At 38.1% G+C, this 16,301-nt stretch carries 16 protein-coding genes; 11 read left to right on the top strand and 5 right to left on the bottom strand.

Going from position 1 to position 16,301, the window contains the following annotated elements:
- The first annotated feature begins 132 nt into the window (after nucleotides 1–132).
- Complete coding sequence (locus C9J31_RS20200) at nucleotides 133–930, top strand: YwqG family protein (RefSeq protein ID WP_107950091.1); 798 nt, start codon at nucleotides 133–135, stop codon at nucleotides 928–930.
- 39 nt (nucleotides 931–969) lie between these two features.
- Here C9J31_RS20200 and C9J31_RS20195 read toward each other — a convergent pair whose 3' ends face one another.
- Nucleotides 970–1,155, bottom strand: coding sequence for an SE1561 family protein (locus C9J31_RS20195; RefSeq protein ID WP_010857232.1), 186 nt, complete (start codon nucleotides 1,153–1,155; stop codon nucleotides 970–972).
- Nucleotides 1,156–1,524: 369 nt separating this feature from the next.
- Between C9J31_RS20195 and C9J31_RS20190 the strand changes: the two genes are divergently transcribed.
- Nucleotides 1,525–2,706, top strand: a complete 1,182-nt coding sequence (locus tag C9J31_RS20190) for an MFS transporter (RefSeq protein ID WP_107950125.1) — start codon at nucleotides 1,525–1,527, stop codon at nucleotides 2,704–2,706.
- Nucleotides 2,707–3,138: 432 nt separating this feature from the next.
- Here the strand turns inward: C9J31_RS20190 and rlmD are convergent, their stop codons facing one another.
- The 3 genes from rlmD to C9J31_RS20175 all read right to left on the bottom strand — a co-directional run bounded on the left by rlmD (nucleotide 3,139) and on the right by C9J31_RS20175 (nucleotide 6,542).
- The gene (gene rlmD, locus C9J31_RS20185) at nucleotides 3,139–4,518 is read right to left on the bottom strand and encodes a 23S rRNA (uracil(1939)-C(5))-methyltransferase RlmD (protein WP_107950093.1); all 1,380 of its coding nucleotides are present in this window, start codon (nucleotides 4,516–4,518) and stop codon (nucleotides 3,139–3,141) included.
- A gap of 216 nt (nucleotides 4,519–4,734) precedes the next feature.
- Entirely contained in the window at nucleotides 4,735–5,553 is an 819-nt protein-coding gene (locus C9J31_RS20180; RefSeq protein WP_107924673.1) for a polysaccharide deacetylase family protein, read from the bottom strand.
- A 92-nt stretch (nucleotides 5,554–5,645) separates the two neighbouring features.
- Nucleotides 5,646–6,542: a TIGR01777 family oxidoreductase gene (locus C9J31_RS20175; protein WP_107950095.1), complete on the bottom strand. Its 897-nt coding sequence runs from the start codon at nucleotides 6,540–6,542 to the stop codon at nucleotides 5,646–5,648.
- 99 nt (nucleotides 6,543–6,641) lie between these two features.
- Here C9J31_RS20175 and recX point away from each other — a divergent pair, with 99 nt between their 5' ends.
- From recX to C9J31_RS20160, 3 genes are read left to right on the top strand one after another with little or no spacing between them, the layout of a single operon-like run.
- The gene (gene recX, locus C9J31_RS20170) at nucleotides 6,642–7,445 is read left to right on the top strand and encodes a recombination regulator RecX (protein WP_107950097.1); all 804 of its coding nucleotides are present in this window, start codon (nucleotides 6,642–6,644) and stop codon (nucleotides 7,443–7,445) included.
- Nucleotides 7,442–7,771, top strand: a complete 330-nt coding sequence (locus tag C9J31_RS20165; RefSeq protein WP_107924670.1) for a YfhH family protein — start codon at nucleotides 7,442–7,444, stop codon at nucleotides 7,769–7,771. The genes recX and C9J31_RS20165 overlap by 4 nt, the downstream gene beginning before the upstream one ends.
- Entirely contained in the window at nucleotides 7,772–8,041 is a 270-nt protein-coding gene (locus tag C9J31_RS20160; protein ID WP_107924669.1) for a YfhJ family protein, read from the top strand.
- A gap of 308 nt (nucleotides 8,042–8,349) precedes the next feature.
- Here the strand turns inward: C9J31_RS20160 and C9J31_RS20155 are convergent, their stop codons facing one another.
- Nucleotides 8,350–9,336: a metal-dependent hydrolase gene (locus tag C9J31_RS20155; protein WP_107924668.1), complete on the bottom strand. Its 987-nt coding sequence runs from the start codon at nucleotides 9,334–9,336 to the stop codon at nucleotides 8,350–8,352.
- Between the two features lie 212 nt (nucleotides 9,337–9,548).
- On the opposite strand from C9J31_RS20155, the gene mutY reads away from it, so the two are divergent.
- The 6 genes from mutY (at nucleotide 9,549) to C9J31_RS20125 (ending at nucleotide 16,273) form a co-directional block, all read left to right on the top strand.
- Nucleotides 9,549–10,580 (top strand): A/G-specific adenine glycosylase, encoded by a 1,032-nt coding sequence (gene mutY / locus C9J31_RS20150; RefSeq protein WP_107950099.1) that lies wholly within the window; start codon nucleotides 9,549–9,551, stop codon nucleotides 10,578–10,580.
- 61 nt (nucleotides 10,581–10,641) lie between these two features.
- Nucleotides 10,642–10,827, top strand: coding sequence for a gamma-type small acid-soluble spore protein (locus C9J31_RS20145; protein ID WP_238602123.1), 186 nt, complete (start codon nucleotides 10,642–10,644; stop codon nucleotides 10,825–10,827).
- A gap of 373 nt (nucleotides 10,828–11,200) precedes the next feature.
- Entirely contained in the window at nucleotides 11,201–11,749 is a 549-nt protein-coding gene (gene ntdP / locus C9J31_RS20140) for a nucleoside tri-diphosphate phosphatase (RefSeq protein ID WP_054767679.1), read from the top strand.
- Nucleotides 11,750–12,110: 361 nt separating this feature from the next.
- Entirely contained in the window at nucleotides 12,111–13,856 is a 1,746-nt protein-coding gene (locus C9J31_RS20135) for an ABC transporter ATP-binding protein (RefSeq protein ID WP_107950101.1), read from the top strand.
- Nucleotides 13,857–14,304: 448 nt separating this feature from the next.
- Nucleotides 14,305–15,318: an ABC transporter ATP-binding protein gene (locus C9J31_RS20130; protein ID WP_107924665.1), complete on the top strand. Its 1,014-nt coding sequence runs from the start codon at nucleotides 14,305–14,307 to the stop codon at nucleotides 15,316–15,318.
- On the top strand, nucleotides 15,293–16,273 hold the full coding sequence (locus C9J31_RS20125) for an ABC transporter ATP-binding protein (protein ID WP_107924664.1): 981 nt from the start codon (nucleotides 15,293–15,295) through the stop codon (nucleotides 16,271–16,273). Before C9J31_RS20130 ends, C9J31_RS20125 begins: the two co-directional genes overlap by 26 nt.
- Nucleotides 16,274–16,301: the final 28 nt, after the last annotated feature.

The following is a 16,301-nucleotide window of genomic DNA, read 5'->3' as shown; positions in this document are numbered from 1 at the left end:
CTCTTTTAAACTAATGAAAAAAAGAGTACTTCTAATAGTACTAGGAAATAAGCAGGATTCATAGAAAAGATACTTGCTGAAAAAGAACGTTTGTTCTAAAATGGTATTAAATCTACTTTAGGGGGTACGTGTATGTCTGTAAAGAAACTTGAATTACCTGTAGCATTTGAAAAATTTAGAGAAGTAATCGAAGAAACGATTCAACCATTTATAAATATAGAAACGGAACAACGGAAAACATCTTTCTTTGAAAGTAAATTTGAAGGGGAGCCTTATTTCCCGCTGACAATGGCATATCCGAAAAATGCTGAAGGGCAACCGTTAAAATTGTTAGCGCAAATTAATTTCGCAGATGTACCGAAACATGTACCAAACTTTCCGACAGAGGGTATTTTACAATTTTATATCGATGCACATGATGATGTTTTAGGAATGGATTTTGATAATGGCCAAAATCAACAAGGTTTTCGTGTCATCTTCCACGAACAAATTGTGGAAGAGGAGTCACAACTTATACAAGACTTCTCATTTGTCGATTTGAACAAAGAGGACATGTATTTCCCAGTGGAAAAAGAAATGGCTTTGTCTTTTGAAACAGGCTATGAGCCATTATCTGCAAATGATTTCCGAAGCAATACGCAGTATGCAACGATAGTAAATGATATAGAAGACAATGATGATGTAGAAGACGAGTTTTATGAAACGTTGGATAGTACAGGTCATAAAATCGGAGGGTATCCATTTTTCACACAAGAAGACCCAAGAGCATATGGAGATTATACAGATTCTTTGATTTTACTATTACAGGTGGATAGTGAAGGAGATCACATTATGTGGGGAGATGTCGGCGTAGGTAACTTTTTTATTACAGAAGATGAGCTGAAACGAAAAGATTTTAGCAAGGTTCTCTACAATTGGGACTGCCATTAACAAAGCAAGCGGGCTATAACACCCGCTTGCTTTTTAGCATTATTTTTCACGAGCGTTGAATTGCTCCATTTTGTCTTCTAAATCATCCATCATTTGAATTAAACGATCAATATCCTCTAACTCAGTTGTTTCAGGATCGATGGCATCTAAAACTTCTAAGAAAATTTCAAGACGTTCTTTTAAATAGGTCACTTGTTGTTCTTTATCAGTGATTGGCTTTGACATGCATACACCTCATTTCATCCATTCCATAGTAGCCGATTTTATGCTAAATTTCAATGCTTAGGCGGGCACCTAGGACTTAGTAATTATTTTGAAAAATAATTAAACAGAATATTTACAATATTGAGATGCTGTGTTAAATTTGTATTAAGAAATAGTAAAGGGGCTGATTAAAGAAAACGGTGTACTCTAACTCGAAAAGGAGGGAGTTTAAACAAGTAATCGGTGATGTGAAAAAAACCGAAATTCGTGTTTATACAAGTTGAATGGAGATAAGTGTTAGTTAAGCCTTAGCGTAAAATCACATGTGGTGAGCGCTAAGGCTTTTTGGTATGCTGTTATGTGGAAGATGAATTGATGTTGGAGGAAAAAATGACGTACTTCTCAGATTACAGCAGAAAAAGATTTGCTATTTTAGTGTTAATTGTATCTATTTCAGGTTTTTCGCAAGGCATGCTTTTACCACTTATTTCGATTATTTTTGAGCGTGATGGTGTATCCTCCGCATTAAACGGTTTAAATGCGACAGGTCTATACATAGGAACTTTATTGATTTCACCGTTTATCGAACAACCTTTACGAAAATGGGGCTATAAGCCAATTATTTTAATTGGAGGGGCATTTGTTTTCGTCTCACTCATTGTGTTTCCTTTATGGAAAAGTGTGACTTTCTGGTTTATTCTACGTTTACTGATTGGCGTAGGGGATCATGCCTTGCACTATGCGACCCAAACGTGGATTACTAGCACTACTGATCATAAAAGCCTAGGAAAGGGTATGGCGATTTATGGTTTGTCCTTTAGTATGGGCTTTGCAGTTGGACCATTGATGGTACGTCTTATCCAAATTGCAGAAGCTACACCATTCATTGTGTCATCTATTCTGTGTTTATTGGCATGGTCATTTGTCTTCTTGTTACGCAATGAAAAACCAGAGCGTTTAACTGGTGACATGAATGCAAGGGGATGGAATCGCTATAAATCCGCAATTTTATTTGGATGGATTGCATTTTTAGGGCCATTTGTTTATGGATTTTTAGAATCTTCATTGAACGCCTTATTCCCTGTATATGCATTGCGTAAAGGTTTTGAAGTCGATATGATTCCGATAATTTTATCGGTCTTTACGTTTGGTGGTATTTTAACGCAAGTGCCACTTGGCGCACTAGGTGATAAAATCGGACGGCGCTATGTTCTGATGACAGGATCATTTGGGGGAGCCATTCTATTTGCTATTGCAAGTTTTTTAGAACATTCACAGATGGCAGTGGCTATCGCATTTTTCTGCGCGGGGACACTTGTCGGTTCGATGTTTTCACTGGGCATTACATATATGGCTGATTTAACACCGAAGGAACTGCTACCAACCGGAAACCTTCTTTGTGGAATTGCCTTAAGTATTGGTAGTTTAACAGGGCCATTTTTAGGCGGCATTTATTTGGAATTCGTAAAAGATTATAGCTTCCTTTTACTGGTGGCACTGTTATTGTTCACAGTTGCACTTGTTTTATTCGTATTCGGGAGACATAAAAATAAGCGACCTTTGACAGTTTAATGTCAGGGTCGCTTTTGTATGTAAAATAAAAAGAGCGGGGCTCATCTCCCGCTCATAAAAACAAAAAACGCCCAGCAAATCCGTGCTGTAATGGCGTTTTTCGGTGTGACACGGATGTTCCGTCCATGCCACGTAGGTTTGGCACCTAAGAAGTTATTATACAGAAAAGCTGAGCGGAAATCAAATCCCAATATTTTTTATGCAATCCGACCTATGATAGTATTGCAGATGTGCAGGAAAGTTATGCAACAGGATTTTTAGGTACAGGAGCAGGTGGGGAGAACAATGAACAGACATGGAGGTACTAACTGAAAGATAATAAAGATAATATTCAAGCTATCTATACTCAAATTTTCAACACAATTGAATCAGTTACTTATTGATTAATAATATTAAAAGGGCATCTCAAATTATCTGAGACGCCCTTTTTTATTACTTACTCTTTAACACAAGCTTTGTGACACATTCCACCTGTGCAGTCTGTGCAAACATATCAACCGGTTGAATGTATTCGACATCATACAGCTTCGATAATTCTTGTAAATCCTTTGCCAAAGTCGAAGGGTTACACGAAGTATATACAAAGCGCTGTGGTTTTAGCTTAAGAACAGTACGTATAAATTCAGGTGCAAGGCCTGTGCGTGGTGGATCAACGGTAATAACATCAGGTGTGAAGCCTTCCTTACGCCACTTTGCTAAGACGCTTTCTGCTGTACCGACTTCGTATTTTGTATGTTTAAAGCCATGATTGCGTGCATTTTTTCGTGCATCTTGAATGCTCTCCGGAATGACATCCATACCACGAACCTCTTTCGCTTTATCCGCTAGCCATAAGCCGATTGTACCAACGCCGCAGTAAGCATCTACAACAGTTTCATTGCCTGTTAATACCGCTGCTTTTTTGATTTCATCATATAAATGAACGGTTTGAGATGGGTTCAGTTGGAAGAAAGCACGAGCAGATAAATCAAATGCTAATTCGCCAAGTTCCTCATGAATGGTTTCTTTACCATTGAGGACAATTGTTTCATCGCCAAAAATCAATGATGTTTTCTCACGGTTAATATTTTGCGCAATTGACACGATGCTCGAATCAATTTTTTTAATACGTGTAATAAGCTCAGCCAAATGCGGGATATCCTTACGTGTCGTCACGAGTACGACCTGTGTTTCTCCAGTGCGGACTCCTGTACGCACAACGATTGTACGCACTAACCCATCAAGCGTTCGACCATCATAAATCGTAATATTTAGCTTCTGCAAAATTTTACGTGTTGCGACTGTAATTTTCGATGTGATGGGGTGTTGAACCAGACAATCATTAATATTGAGTAGTTTGTTGCTACCTTCTGCGAAAAGCCCTGCATACACACGTTTGCCTTCTTTTCGTACTTGGAATTGACTTTTGTTACGATAGTTCCATGGATTATCCATACCCAATGTTTTGCGGACTTCAACAGTCTCAGCTAAAGGTTTTGCGTAGCGTTCCAATGCTTGGATAACGATATCACGTTTTTCAATTAGTTGTTTTTCATAAGTCATATGTTGAAGCTGGCAGCCTCCACATTCATTATAAATAGAGCAAGGTGCTTCCTGACGATACTTTGAAGTTTTACGAATCGTAAGAATTTCTGCTTCGGCGAAATTATGTTGTGTTTTTGTGACTTGGGCAATAATTTCTTCTCCAGGAATAGCGCCCTTTACGAAAATGACATTGCGTTTGTAAAAGCCGACTCCTTCACCATTAATGCCCAGTCTTTTTATTGTTAATGGGAATTTTTGTCCCACTTCTATTGCTGTTTGTTGCGTCAAGCGTTCCACGTCCTTTTAACCTTATTCAGCAAAAATCTCTCTTATTATAGAGAGATTTTTGCACACAGTATTCAATTCACTACCGGTAAAGAGCTGCTGAATAAAGTTAAGCTTCCGGCGGATGTCACAGATTTTGAAATCGATAAATCGTCATTTCAAAGTCTGGACGTTAATACGTCAAGACGTTTGTGATTGAATGTCATCTCCCCATTATAACTAAGGAGTGGACGATTGCAAAGCGACAGGGAAATCTTCATATTCTAATACTAAATCGTCGAGCGATAAAAACGTATAACCTTGCTTCTTAGCTTCTGCAATAAACATTGGTAAAGCTTCGGCGTTATCCTGTGCCACGGTGTGCATTAAAATAACAGCACCAGGGTGAAGTTGATCCATTAGCGCATTGTACGCATAATCGGCTCCACGGCGTTCATCTTTTAACCAATCCTTAAAGGCAACCGACCAAAAAATATGACGATAGCCCTCGGCATTGCCGACCTCTAACACTTTAGCATTGAATATACCTTCAGGTGGGCGAGTATATGTTGTACGATCAATACCTGTTAATTCCCGCAGTTTTCCATCAAATTTCCGCCATTCTGCACGCATGCCATCTCGGGTTAATCTCGCCATATTCGGATGACCATAGGAATGGTTGCCGATTGTATGTCCATCTTGCACCATGCGTTTTACAAGATCGCTGGCGCTTTCTAAATAATGTCCAGTTAAAAAGAAAGTTGCAGGAACTTTTTCTTTTTCCAATGTATCCAATATACTCTCTGTAAAGCCATTCTCGTAGCCATTATCAAAGGTTAAATAGGCCACTTTTTTGTCAGCTTTTCCTTTATAGATAGCACCATACTGATTTAGTAGTTTATCTAACTGTGCTCCTGCCTCTGCTTGCTCACCATCTTTCGCTCGTTTAAAACCCCAATGATATTCATCAGAACCAGAAGCAAAAAACGGATTGAAGCTAATTGCAGCGGCAATAATAAAAGTTGCGATTACTGCACCTACTATATGTTGTCTCCACATAAAAACGCATCCTTTCTTTTTCCTTAGGATGCGTTACTTTCAAAAAATTATCCTAATCAAAGGACAACAAAACACCTTGCTTTATAGATTTTTTATAATATATCTTCAAGTGCCTCTTTCAAAAAAGGGTACTTAAAATCAAAATATTGTTTTTCCAATACAGAAGGTAGCACACGCTGACCTTCTAGGACAAGTACACTTTGCTCACCAAGAGCGAGGCGCATCACAAAGCTGGGTACAGGCAACCAATGACGTCTGCCCATGACTTCAGCAATTGTTTTGCCAAATTCCTTCATGTTTGTAGCGTTTGGTGCTGTAACATTAAAGGGTCCGTGAATGGTTTTATTTGTAATAGCAAAATAAATTGCTCGTGCAACATCCTCGACATGTATCCATGAAAGCCATTGTTCACCTGAACCAATTGTGCCTCCAACGTGCATTTTATAGGGTAGTAGCATAGATGGAAGTGCACCATTATCACGTCCTAAAATAACGCCGAAACGTGCAAGTGCCACTCGGACATTTAATTTTTCTGCCCGTTTAGCATGGCGCTCCCAATCATATACGGTCCTTCCTAAAAAATCTGTCGCGTAGTCATTAAAGTTCTCTGAATAGCATTCGCTGGTAGAAGGTGGGTATATTCCGACTGCACTGGCATTTACGAGTACAGTAGGTTTCTTCGGAAGCTCCTCCATTATACGGACAATTTCTAGCGTAGCATCCATTCGGCTCGTATATATGACTTTCTTTTGTTTTTTTGTCCAACGTCCATTATTTAAAGAAGTGCCAGCTAAATTGATAATTGCATCGATATTGTCTAGCTCTAGTTCTGGTCTAGCTCCATCTGTTAACCATTGTACATAATGAATGCCGTTTTCGTAGCTGGATTTATTACGTGTTAAAATAAATATTTGATGTCCATTATCTTGTAACAGCTTTGTAAGTGACTTCCCAACAAAGCCTGTACCACCTGAAATAGCGATATTCAAATGAATTCCTCCTATTTCCAATACTCTACCTACACTATACACAATCCTAAGTAAAAAGAAAAAGATGTTATAATGAATGACATAAAGGGGTGTTTCATTATGCGTGTTATCACAAAAATTGCGCGTCAAAAAAACAATCCAGATCGCTATAATATATACGTAAATGAAGAATATGCTTTTCCTGTAGATGAAGCGATTATTATTCAATTTGGTCTGACAAAAGGGAAGATACTTGAAGAATTCGATATTCAAGAAATAGCCTACGAAGATGAAATTCGAAAGGCTTTTAATAAGGGGCTAAATTTCCTTTCCTATCAAATGCGTAGTGAGCATGAGGTAAAGAAAAAACTCCTCTCTTTAGAGTTTGGGGAAGCAGTTATTTTAGAAGCCATCCAAAAGTTAAAATCATATGGTTTTTTAGATGATGAAACCTATTCTAAGGCATTGCTTGATACGAAAAAGGCCACGATGAAAAAAGGGCCTCGAGCAATTCGGCAAGATCTTATTAAAAAAGGAATTGATAAAAACTTACAAGATGAAGTGCTAGACACTTATAGCCGTGAGGAACAGGTGAAGCTCGCAACTCAACTGGCAGAAAAGGTTATACGCTCAGAAAACAAGAAAACGCCGACGCAAATTAAGGCTAAAATTCAAGATTTTCTTATGCGAAAAGGTTATTCATTTAATATTGTGGATGAGGTGCTTAGTCATGTGGAAATTGAACAAGCGGAAGATGAATGGCAGCAGTTACTCGATGTGCAAGGCGAAAAAGTTTGGAAAAAGTATGTATCGAAGTATACTGGTTATGAACTTAAAATGAAAACGAAGCAGGCACTCTATCAAAAGGGATTCCCTGTTGAAGTAATAGATCGTTTTATAGCAGAGAAGGAGAATGAAGAATGAACGAAAAAAACTATGCTGCAATGACAGAGCATGAGTTACGTGAAGAAGTAGCAATGTTAAAAGAAAAAGCACGTAAGGCAGAACAGTTAGGGATCATTAATGAATTTGCAGTGTACGAGCGTAAAGCATTAATGGCAGCTGCTTATTTAGTGGATTTGGCTACTATTGTACCTGGTGAGTTATACCGTGTTGATGGTTCTGATAACGATTATTTCCAAGTGGATTATTTAAAAGGACGCTTTGCTTGGGGCCATCGTTTAGGCGGAGACAAGTATCAGGAGGCTCTACCAGTTTCCATATTATCACCAGTAAAGGTGGGTAAGTAAATGCAGGAAAAAATAGAACAGCTTACAGCAGAGTTACTTACAAAAAACCCACAAATGTCAGCAGGTCGTGCGCTTGTTTGGATAGAGCTTTTATGGAGCGATTTTGAATCTACTGCTGCAAAGGCTGGCTATGACTATAGAGGTGCCGATTACACGGAAAATTTAGTGCGCCAATTAATTACTAGTTATGGTGATAAGCTACATGAATTTGCGGGCCGTAATCCCAAATATGCACATTTACTTGATGTAAGTGATGATATGATGCAATAAATAAGAGGCTGGGACAAAACTTTAAATTTTAAGAAAGAGAAGCAAAGGTATCATTAATTTTTTGCTATCTAAAATGAAGAAAAATTTAGACGTTCTTCCTTTTGGCATAAAAAAAATTAGAAGAGAGCACTAGTTGATGGTAGCGGAGGCGGCGACTCTGGGGATTAGCGTGACGCCTGATACTACAGGCTCAGGCCACGCCCCCGGAAAGCGTCCGCCGTAGTGGACATCAACGTTCACAGCAAAAAAGTGTTAGATAGACATCAGTCAATCTAACACTTTTTCTCTTTTGTCCCAGCTTCTTCCTTTTAATTACTGGCGCCGATTTGTAATTTTTTCTGCAGCTTATCCTCGGTGAAAATCCAGCCTGTATAAGAAGTAATAATTTCGTTGTCATCGTCTAAGTGAGCAACAGCAACGAAAGGATAGCGATTGTCACTACGGTATCGAAGATCAATTAATCGTACTTCTGTTAAGCCATTTTCAAGCTCGGAAATTTCCCAACGATACAATGGTGAGAACGATATAAATGCATCGAGATTAGGGTCTTTCATGGCAGCTTCAACGGTAGCTGTTTTAGGTAGCGGTTTAATCTCGAATTTATCGTAAATATTAACAGTTCGCCCATATGCACGTCCCACATAATAATGGGTTTTGGATTTAGCAGCGATACGCCAATGGAAGAAACGCATTGTAGGTGCTACAATGACATAATCTTCATCTTGGATGGTATTGTGTACGGCTTTTTTTACGGCTCTTTGTGTTGCAAAGCGTAAAATATAGTAGCCCACAATAATAAGATACATGATGCTAAATGTCCAAACAGGGTTTGCACCAAATGCCCAAAGTAATATGCCAAGACAATGTAGGGAAAAAATTATAGGATCAAATGTATTGATGACACCAAGTGCCACCCATTTTCTTGAGAATGGCCGAATAGCTTGCGTTCCATATGCATTGAAAATATCGACAAAAACATGTAGCGCTACGGCTAAAAATGTCCAAAGCCATAAATGAAACACATTTGCGTCTTGAATAATAAAAGCTAAAACCAATGTAATTAAGATTGGCCATATAGCTACAGCTGGTAATGAATGTGTGATGCCACGGTGGTGTCGAATATAAATAGCGTTATTACGCAGCTTCAACACGGTATCGACATCAGGTGCTTGAGAACCAATAATGGTGCCTGCCATAACAGCAGTAAAGGTCATTGTATGGTTGGCTACCACCGGGTCAACCAAGGCAAGGCCACCAAGGGCTATACCCATAACGAAATGTGTGCCTGAATCCAAAAATATCCACTCCTAGTATGCATTAAAAAAGAGTACAATTTGCATACATGTATATTTCAATAATGGTAATGCTTTTTACATTTTGTAATCGATGTCATGGCATTCATGCCACATGCTCGGCGGCACATAAATTGCCGTCACGCACGAATGGCTTTTCTTAATTGTATACCCTTTCTGTCATAAATTAAATCGTAAAAATACTGGAGGTCACTGTGAATTATCCATATGTAACAGAATTTCGACAATCTTTAGTCAATTGGTTTGAACAAGAGAAACGAGATTTACCCTGGCGGCATACTAAGGACCCTTATAAAATTTGGGTATCAGAAGTTATGCTTCAGCAGACACGAGTTGATACAGTTATTCCTTATTACAATCGTTTTATTGAAAGTTTTCCAACATTGCAATTATTGGCGGAAGCACCACAAGAATATTTATTGAAGCATTGGGAGGGCCTTGGCTATTATTCACGCGCGCGTAATTTACAAGCAGGTGTACGCGAAGTTTTAGAAAACTACGGTGGTATTGTCCCAGACAATCGCCATGACATATCGAAGCTTAAAGGCGTTGGTCCATATACTGCTGGTGCTATATTAAGTATTGCCTATAATAAGCCTGAACATGCAGTCGATGGCAATGTTATGCGTGTTTTAAGTCGTGTGCTTAATATTCATGATGATATTGCTGTGCCGAAAACGAAGAAAATTTTTGAAGCGGCAGTTGAGGATTTGATAGATCCTGCGCACTCATCTTCCTTCAATCAAGGCTTGATGGAGTTGGGAGCACTCATTTGTACACCAACATCTCCAAAGTGCTTATTATGCCCAGTGCGAGATTACTGTACGGCCTTTCATGAAGGATTTCCGGAAAAACTACCAGTAAAATCAAAAAAAACAAAAATGAAACATATTTATTATAATGTCTTCGTTTGTGAAGATTCCACTGGTCGATTATTAATGGAGCAACGCCCTGAGGAAGGCTTGCTTGCTAATATGTGGCAGTTTCCGATGATTGAACAAGGAGAGGATTGCATTGAAACTTTTACAAAACTCTATGGTGTGCAAGCACAAGAGCAACAAGAGATTTTAATGTTTAAGCATATATTTTCCCATCTAACATGGCACATTAATAGTTATTATATGAAGTGTACGACTACATTAAATGGTCAATGGCTGACACGCGAGCAAATTGAGTTATTACCAATGCCTGTTCCGATGCTGAAAATTTGGCAAAAAATAAAATAAAAAATTAATAAGCATAAAATTAATCACCTCGGTACACAATAATGAGCGTGGAGGTGAATCAATGATGAAGAAAAATCAAAACAACCAGAATTTCCAACCAAATAAAAACATGCAACGTCAAAGTGAAGAATTTGGTTATGAAACAGACGTAACTGAAGTGCAAAAGCAAAACGCTAAAGCTGAGCAAAAAAAATCACAAGCTTCAGGCAACTACACTAACAACAACAACCAAAATGCAAGCGAATAATCACTTTGTAACTGCATAATTGCATTTACCTTCTAAAGGAGCTGTCTTACAATCGAAAAGATGAAAAGACAGCTCCTTTAAATTAATTAAGCGGGGATACCGCTCTTAGATGCATCGCAAAGAGAAGCGCCCAGGAAGCTAAGCGACATGTCGTTTCTGGTCCTTAAGGGTCTACCAGTTATGCTTTAGTAAAAAAATTCCAATCTAGAAGTTGTTAGGATGAAATTTGCTTTTAAATTACGAAAATTTGTACATAAACAAAAGGGCACAATGAAATTTATGGTTTTCAACTACACCTTTCGCGTACAGATTGCTATAATATACTAGAGACTGCTAGATTTAGGTAGCATAGACGAAAAGGTGGGCTTCAAAAATGGCAATACCGGTAGAAGGAGAAACGATACAAATACATAGTTATAAGCACAATGGCCGCATCCACCGTGTTTGGCAAGAAACAATGGTTTTAAAGGGAACCAAAAATATCATTATCGGTGCGAATGAACGAACACTTGTGACAGAATCCGATGGTCGTACTTGGCTAACGAGAGAGCCTTCTATTTGTTATTTCCATGCGGAGCACTGGTTTAACATCATCTGCATGCTGCGTGAAGACGGTGTGTATTATTATTGTAATCTAAGCTCACCATTTGTTTTCGATAATAATGCGATTAAATACATCGACTATGATTTAGATATTAAAGTTTTTCCTGATATGTCGTATACCCTTTTAGATGAAGATGAGTATGAGCAACATCGTCAGGAAATGTCTTATCCCGATGTTATCGACAAAATTTTAAAGCGTAATGTTGATAAATTAATTAGCTGGATTCAACAAAAAAGGGGACCCTTTGCACCGGATTTCATCGATGCTTGGACGAATCGCTATAAGTTTCAGCTCGATATGCAAGCAGATGATTATTAGTAAAACCTATTAGTTTACCTAATAGGTTTTTTAATGGGCAATCCATAATTTTCGATGCAAGATGATGTCCATGGACTAACAGAAGTCAAAGTCTTTAAATAGTTCACGTAAAAGTTGTATTAACTGTACTTCATACGAAATATTGCTATAATACGTAAAGGCATTCACTGTTGAATGTCTATTTTCTTTTTTGTGCTAGACATTTCTGCTATAAATTTGAGGTTCTATTATTCAAACAACTATTTAGGTCCCCTCAACAGCATGGACTAAAACGATGCATTCATGCTGGTAATGCATCAGTTTTATCTACGAGTACGTGAACTAGCATTAATGCGCTTTTCAAATAAGGATGTGATGAACATTGGGTAGCATGAAGCGTTATATGCGTTTTGTTAAACCTTATACATGGGAAATTATTTTAACGGTATTGATAGGTATTGTGAAATTTGCCATCCCGTTATTTATTCCATTACTCATAAAAATTGTGCTAGATGATATTATCGGTGCAGAGGATCTAACGGATACAGAAAAGACGAAGGAACTGTTCTACTGGCTAGGCGGCACGATTATTGTGTTCTTTATCATTCGTCCACCAATAGAATATTATCGTCAATACTTTGCACAGCATGTAAGTAACAAAGTACTTTTTGATATTCGCAAGGAAATTTATGCACATTTACAGCGACTAAGCTTGAGATATTATGCAAACACAAGAGCTGGCGAAGTTATTTCACGTGTCATTAACGATGTGGAGCAAACTAAAACATTTGTTATGACAGGTTTGATGAATGTATGGCTAGATTTAGCGACAATTGTTATCGCGATCGCTATTATGTTTGCAATGGATATTAAACTTACACTAGTAGCACTGGTTGCCTTTCCTTTCTATGCGTTAAGTGTGAAATATTTCTTTGGTAAACTGCGTGAGTTAACGCGTAAACGTTCACAGGCTCTTGCGGGCGTACAAAGTTATTTACATGAACGTGTAGCTGGAATGAGTATCATTAAGAGTTTTACGCTTGAGAAGCATGAACAAAAATTATTTAATGAGGCAAATGGTGACTTTTTAGAAAAGGCATTAGACCATACAAAGTGGAATGCTAAATCCTTTGCAGTTGTCAATACAATAACCGACGTTGCACCACTACTTGTTATTGCCTACGCTGGCTATCAGGTCATAAATGGGGATCTTTCGGTTGGAACTATGGTAGCTTTTATTGCTTATATTGAAAGACTTTATGGACCACTTCGTCGATTGGTCAGTTCATCGACAACTTTAACGCAATCTATTGCGTCAATGGATCGAATGTTTGAGTTGATTGATGAGCCTTATGAAGTGAAAAACAAAGAAAATGCCTTGGAGTTACCGCGTGTAAGAGGTGAGGTACGCTTTAAAAATGTGTCGTTTCAATATGAAGCAGACGGTTCGCCAATTCTAAATGATATCCACTTCACCATCAATCCTGGAGAGACGGTTGCATTTGTTGGCATGAGCGGCGGAGGGAAATCGACAATTATCAGTTTAATCCCTCGTTTTTACGACACAACGGGTGGATCAGTTTATGTGGATGGCTGTAATGTACAGGATGTAACTTTACATTCACTGCGCTCTCAAATTGGAATAGTCCTTCAAGATAATATTTTATTCAGTGACTCAGTAAAAGAAAATATACTCATGGGAAAACCGGGTGCAACGGATGAGGAAGTGATGGCTGCAGCAAAAGCTGCTAATGCACATGACTTCATCATGAGTTTGCCAGATGGCTATCATACAAAAGTCGGTGAGCGTGGTGTGAAATTATCAGGTGGACAAAAACAACGTGTTGCCATTGCCCGTGTATTCTTAAAAAATCCACCAATTTTAATATTAGATGAAGCAACATCGGCACTTGATTTAGAAAGTGAAGCACTTATTCAAGAATCGCTTGATCGACTTGCTCATGATCGCACAACCATTATTATTGCTCATCGACTTTCTACGATTACCCATGCTGATAAAATTCTTGTTATTGATCATGGACAACTTATTGAAAAAGGGACACATGAGCAACTGATGAAAGAGCAAGGCACATATTATAATTTATTTCAGGTTCAACACTTAGATTAAAATGAAGAAGCGATAATAGAACTACCCCGTAAATGTTAGTCATAAACTAACATTCATGGGGTATTTTTTATGGTCAATTTAACTGCCTAAAAGAAAATATTTCTGGCGTGTCTTTATCTAGAAGAAAGTAACTAGATGAATCAACCCCAAAAAATATTTCAAATTTCTTGTCAAACGATTAAATAAATAGGTTTTATATTGGCATTTTAATCAATGTAACTTTAACAAATTGTTATTAATTTTCTAAAATACTATCGTTAAAATAAGAGAAAATTAACAGTATGCAAAAAAAGTAGAAATTTATTGATAATTGCAGAATAATAATGATTGAAAGAGAGAGAATTATTAGTTAGAATTATCTGAAAATAGGGAATTTAAAGAAAGTTAGTGTATTATATTCTATAAATTAGAATATTATTAAAATATTGGTAGGGTGGAGCGATTGAATATGCGAAAAAAGCTGTTAGAAATAAGAGGTTTAAAGACAACCTTTTTCACAGATGATGGACAGATTCCTGCCGTTGAAGATATTGATTTTTCGGTTCATGAAGGCGAAATTTTAGGGATAGTTGGGGAGTCGGGTAGTGGAAAAAGTGTGACATCCTTGTCGATTATGGGCTTAATTCCATCACCACCTGGAAAAATAACGGGTGGACAAATACTATTAGATGGCAAAAACTTAGCGGCATTTACGGATAAGCAAATGCAGAAAATTCGCGGTAAAGATGTAGCGATGATTTTCCAAGAGCCGATGACCTCTTTAAATCCTTTATTTACAATTGGTGATCAATTGAAAGAGGCAATATTAATTCATAATCCGAAATGGTCGAAAAAAGAAGCATTTGCACGAGCGATTGAAATTATGAAGCTTGTTGGATTACCACGTGCAGAGGAGTTACTAAAAGATTATCCGCATCAATTATCAGGTGGAATGCGCCAGCGAGTCATGATTGCGATGGCTCTTGTTTGTGATCCGAAGGTATTAATAGCTGATGAACCTACAACAGCACTAGATGTAACGATTCAGGCGCAAATTTTGCAACTCATGAAAGATTTGAATAAACGTTTGAATACAGCTGTCCTGTTAATAACGCATGATTTAGGTGTCGTAGCAGAAACATGCGAGCGCGTCATTGTGATGTACGCTGGGCAAATAGTAGAAGAAGCACCTATTCATGATATCTTTACGAATCCAAAGCATCCATATACACAGGGGCTCATTAAATCAGTGCCAGATATGCGCTATAAAAAGGATAATCTTTATTCTATTCCAGGCAGTGTACCGAAACCTGGCTTCATTAAGGTCGGTTGTCGTTTTGCGTCACGTTGCGAATTTGCGATGGAGCGTTGTTTACAGGAAACACCGCCATTATTCGAAATGTCAGGGCAACATAAATCGAGATGCTTTTTAGTGGATGAACAGGAGGTGGTGCACCATGACGAAAGTGTTATTGAAAGTTGATGGGTTAAAAAAGTATTTTCCTATACGGAAAGGCATTCTTAATAGCCAAGTGGGCGATGTGAAAGCTGTTGATGATGTTTCCTTTGAAGTATTTGAAGGTGAAACATTAGGTATTGTGGGTGAGTCAGGATGCGGTAAATCGACAACAGGTCGATTATTAATGCGTTTACTTGAGCCGACAGAAGGAGTCATTGAATTCGAAGGTAAAATGATTTCAGAATTATCAAATAATGAAATGCGCAAAGCACGTCGAGATATTCAAATGATTTTCCAAGATCCTTACGCGTCACTCAATCCCCGTCATAATATCGGCAAAATTTTAGAGGAGCCGCTCATTGTTCATGGGATGGGGAATTCGAAGGAAAGAAAGCAAAAAGTATTAGAGCTACTTCAAATCGTTGGATTAAATGAGTATCACATTAAACGCTATCCGCACCAGTTTAGCGGAGGGCAAAGGCAACGTATTGGAATTGCTCGCGCGCTCATGACAAATCCCCGCTTAATAATTGCGGATGAGCCTGTCTCTGCTCTGGATGTATCGATTCAAGCTCAAGTTTTAAATCTTATGCAGACATTGCAAAAGGAATTAAAACTTACTTATATTTTTATCTCACATGATTTAGGGGTAGTTCGTCATATTAGTAATCGTGTAGGGGTGATGTATCTAGGGAAGTTAGTAGAACTGACAGCTAGTGAGAATTTATATGCGGAGCCGCTTCATCCCTATACGCAAGCCTTATTATCATCTGTTCCTGTGCCAGACCCTACGTTTGAACGCGAGCAGCTTATACTTTCTGGAGATATTCCAAGCGCATCGAATCCACCAAGTGGCTGTACTTTCCATACAAGATGTCCTTTTAAAATGGAGGAGTGTTCACAGGTTGTTCCTAAAATGCAAGAAGTAAAATCGGGTCATTATGTTGCCTGTCATCTTTATGATGCGCTGCAACATTAAATGATATAAAAAACATTAGGGGGAAATT

The sequence above is a fragment of the Lysinibacillus parviboronicapiens genome (assembly GCF_003049605.2).
GTDB classification, from domain to species: Bacteria; Bacillota; Bacilli; order Bacillales_A; family Planococcaceae; genus Lysinibacillus; species Lysinibacillus parviboronicapiens.
The sequence above is the reverse complement of the archived record's forward strand: the minus strand, read 5'-3'. Positions and strand labels throughout refer to the sequence as shown.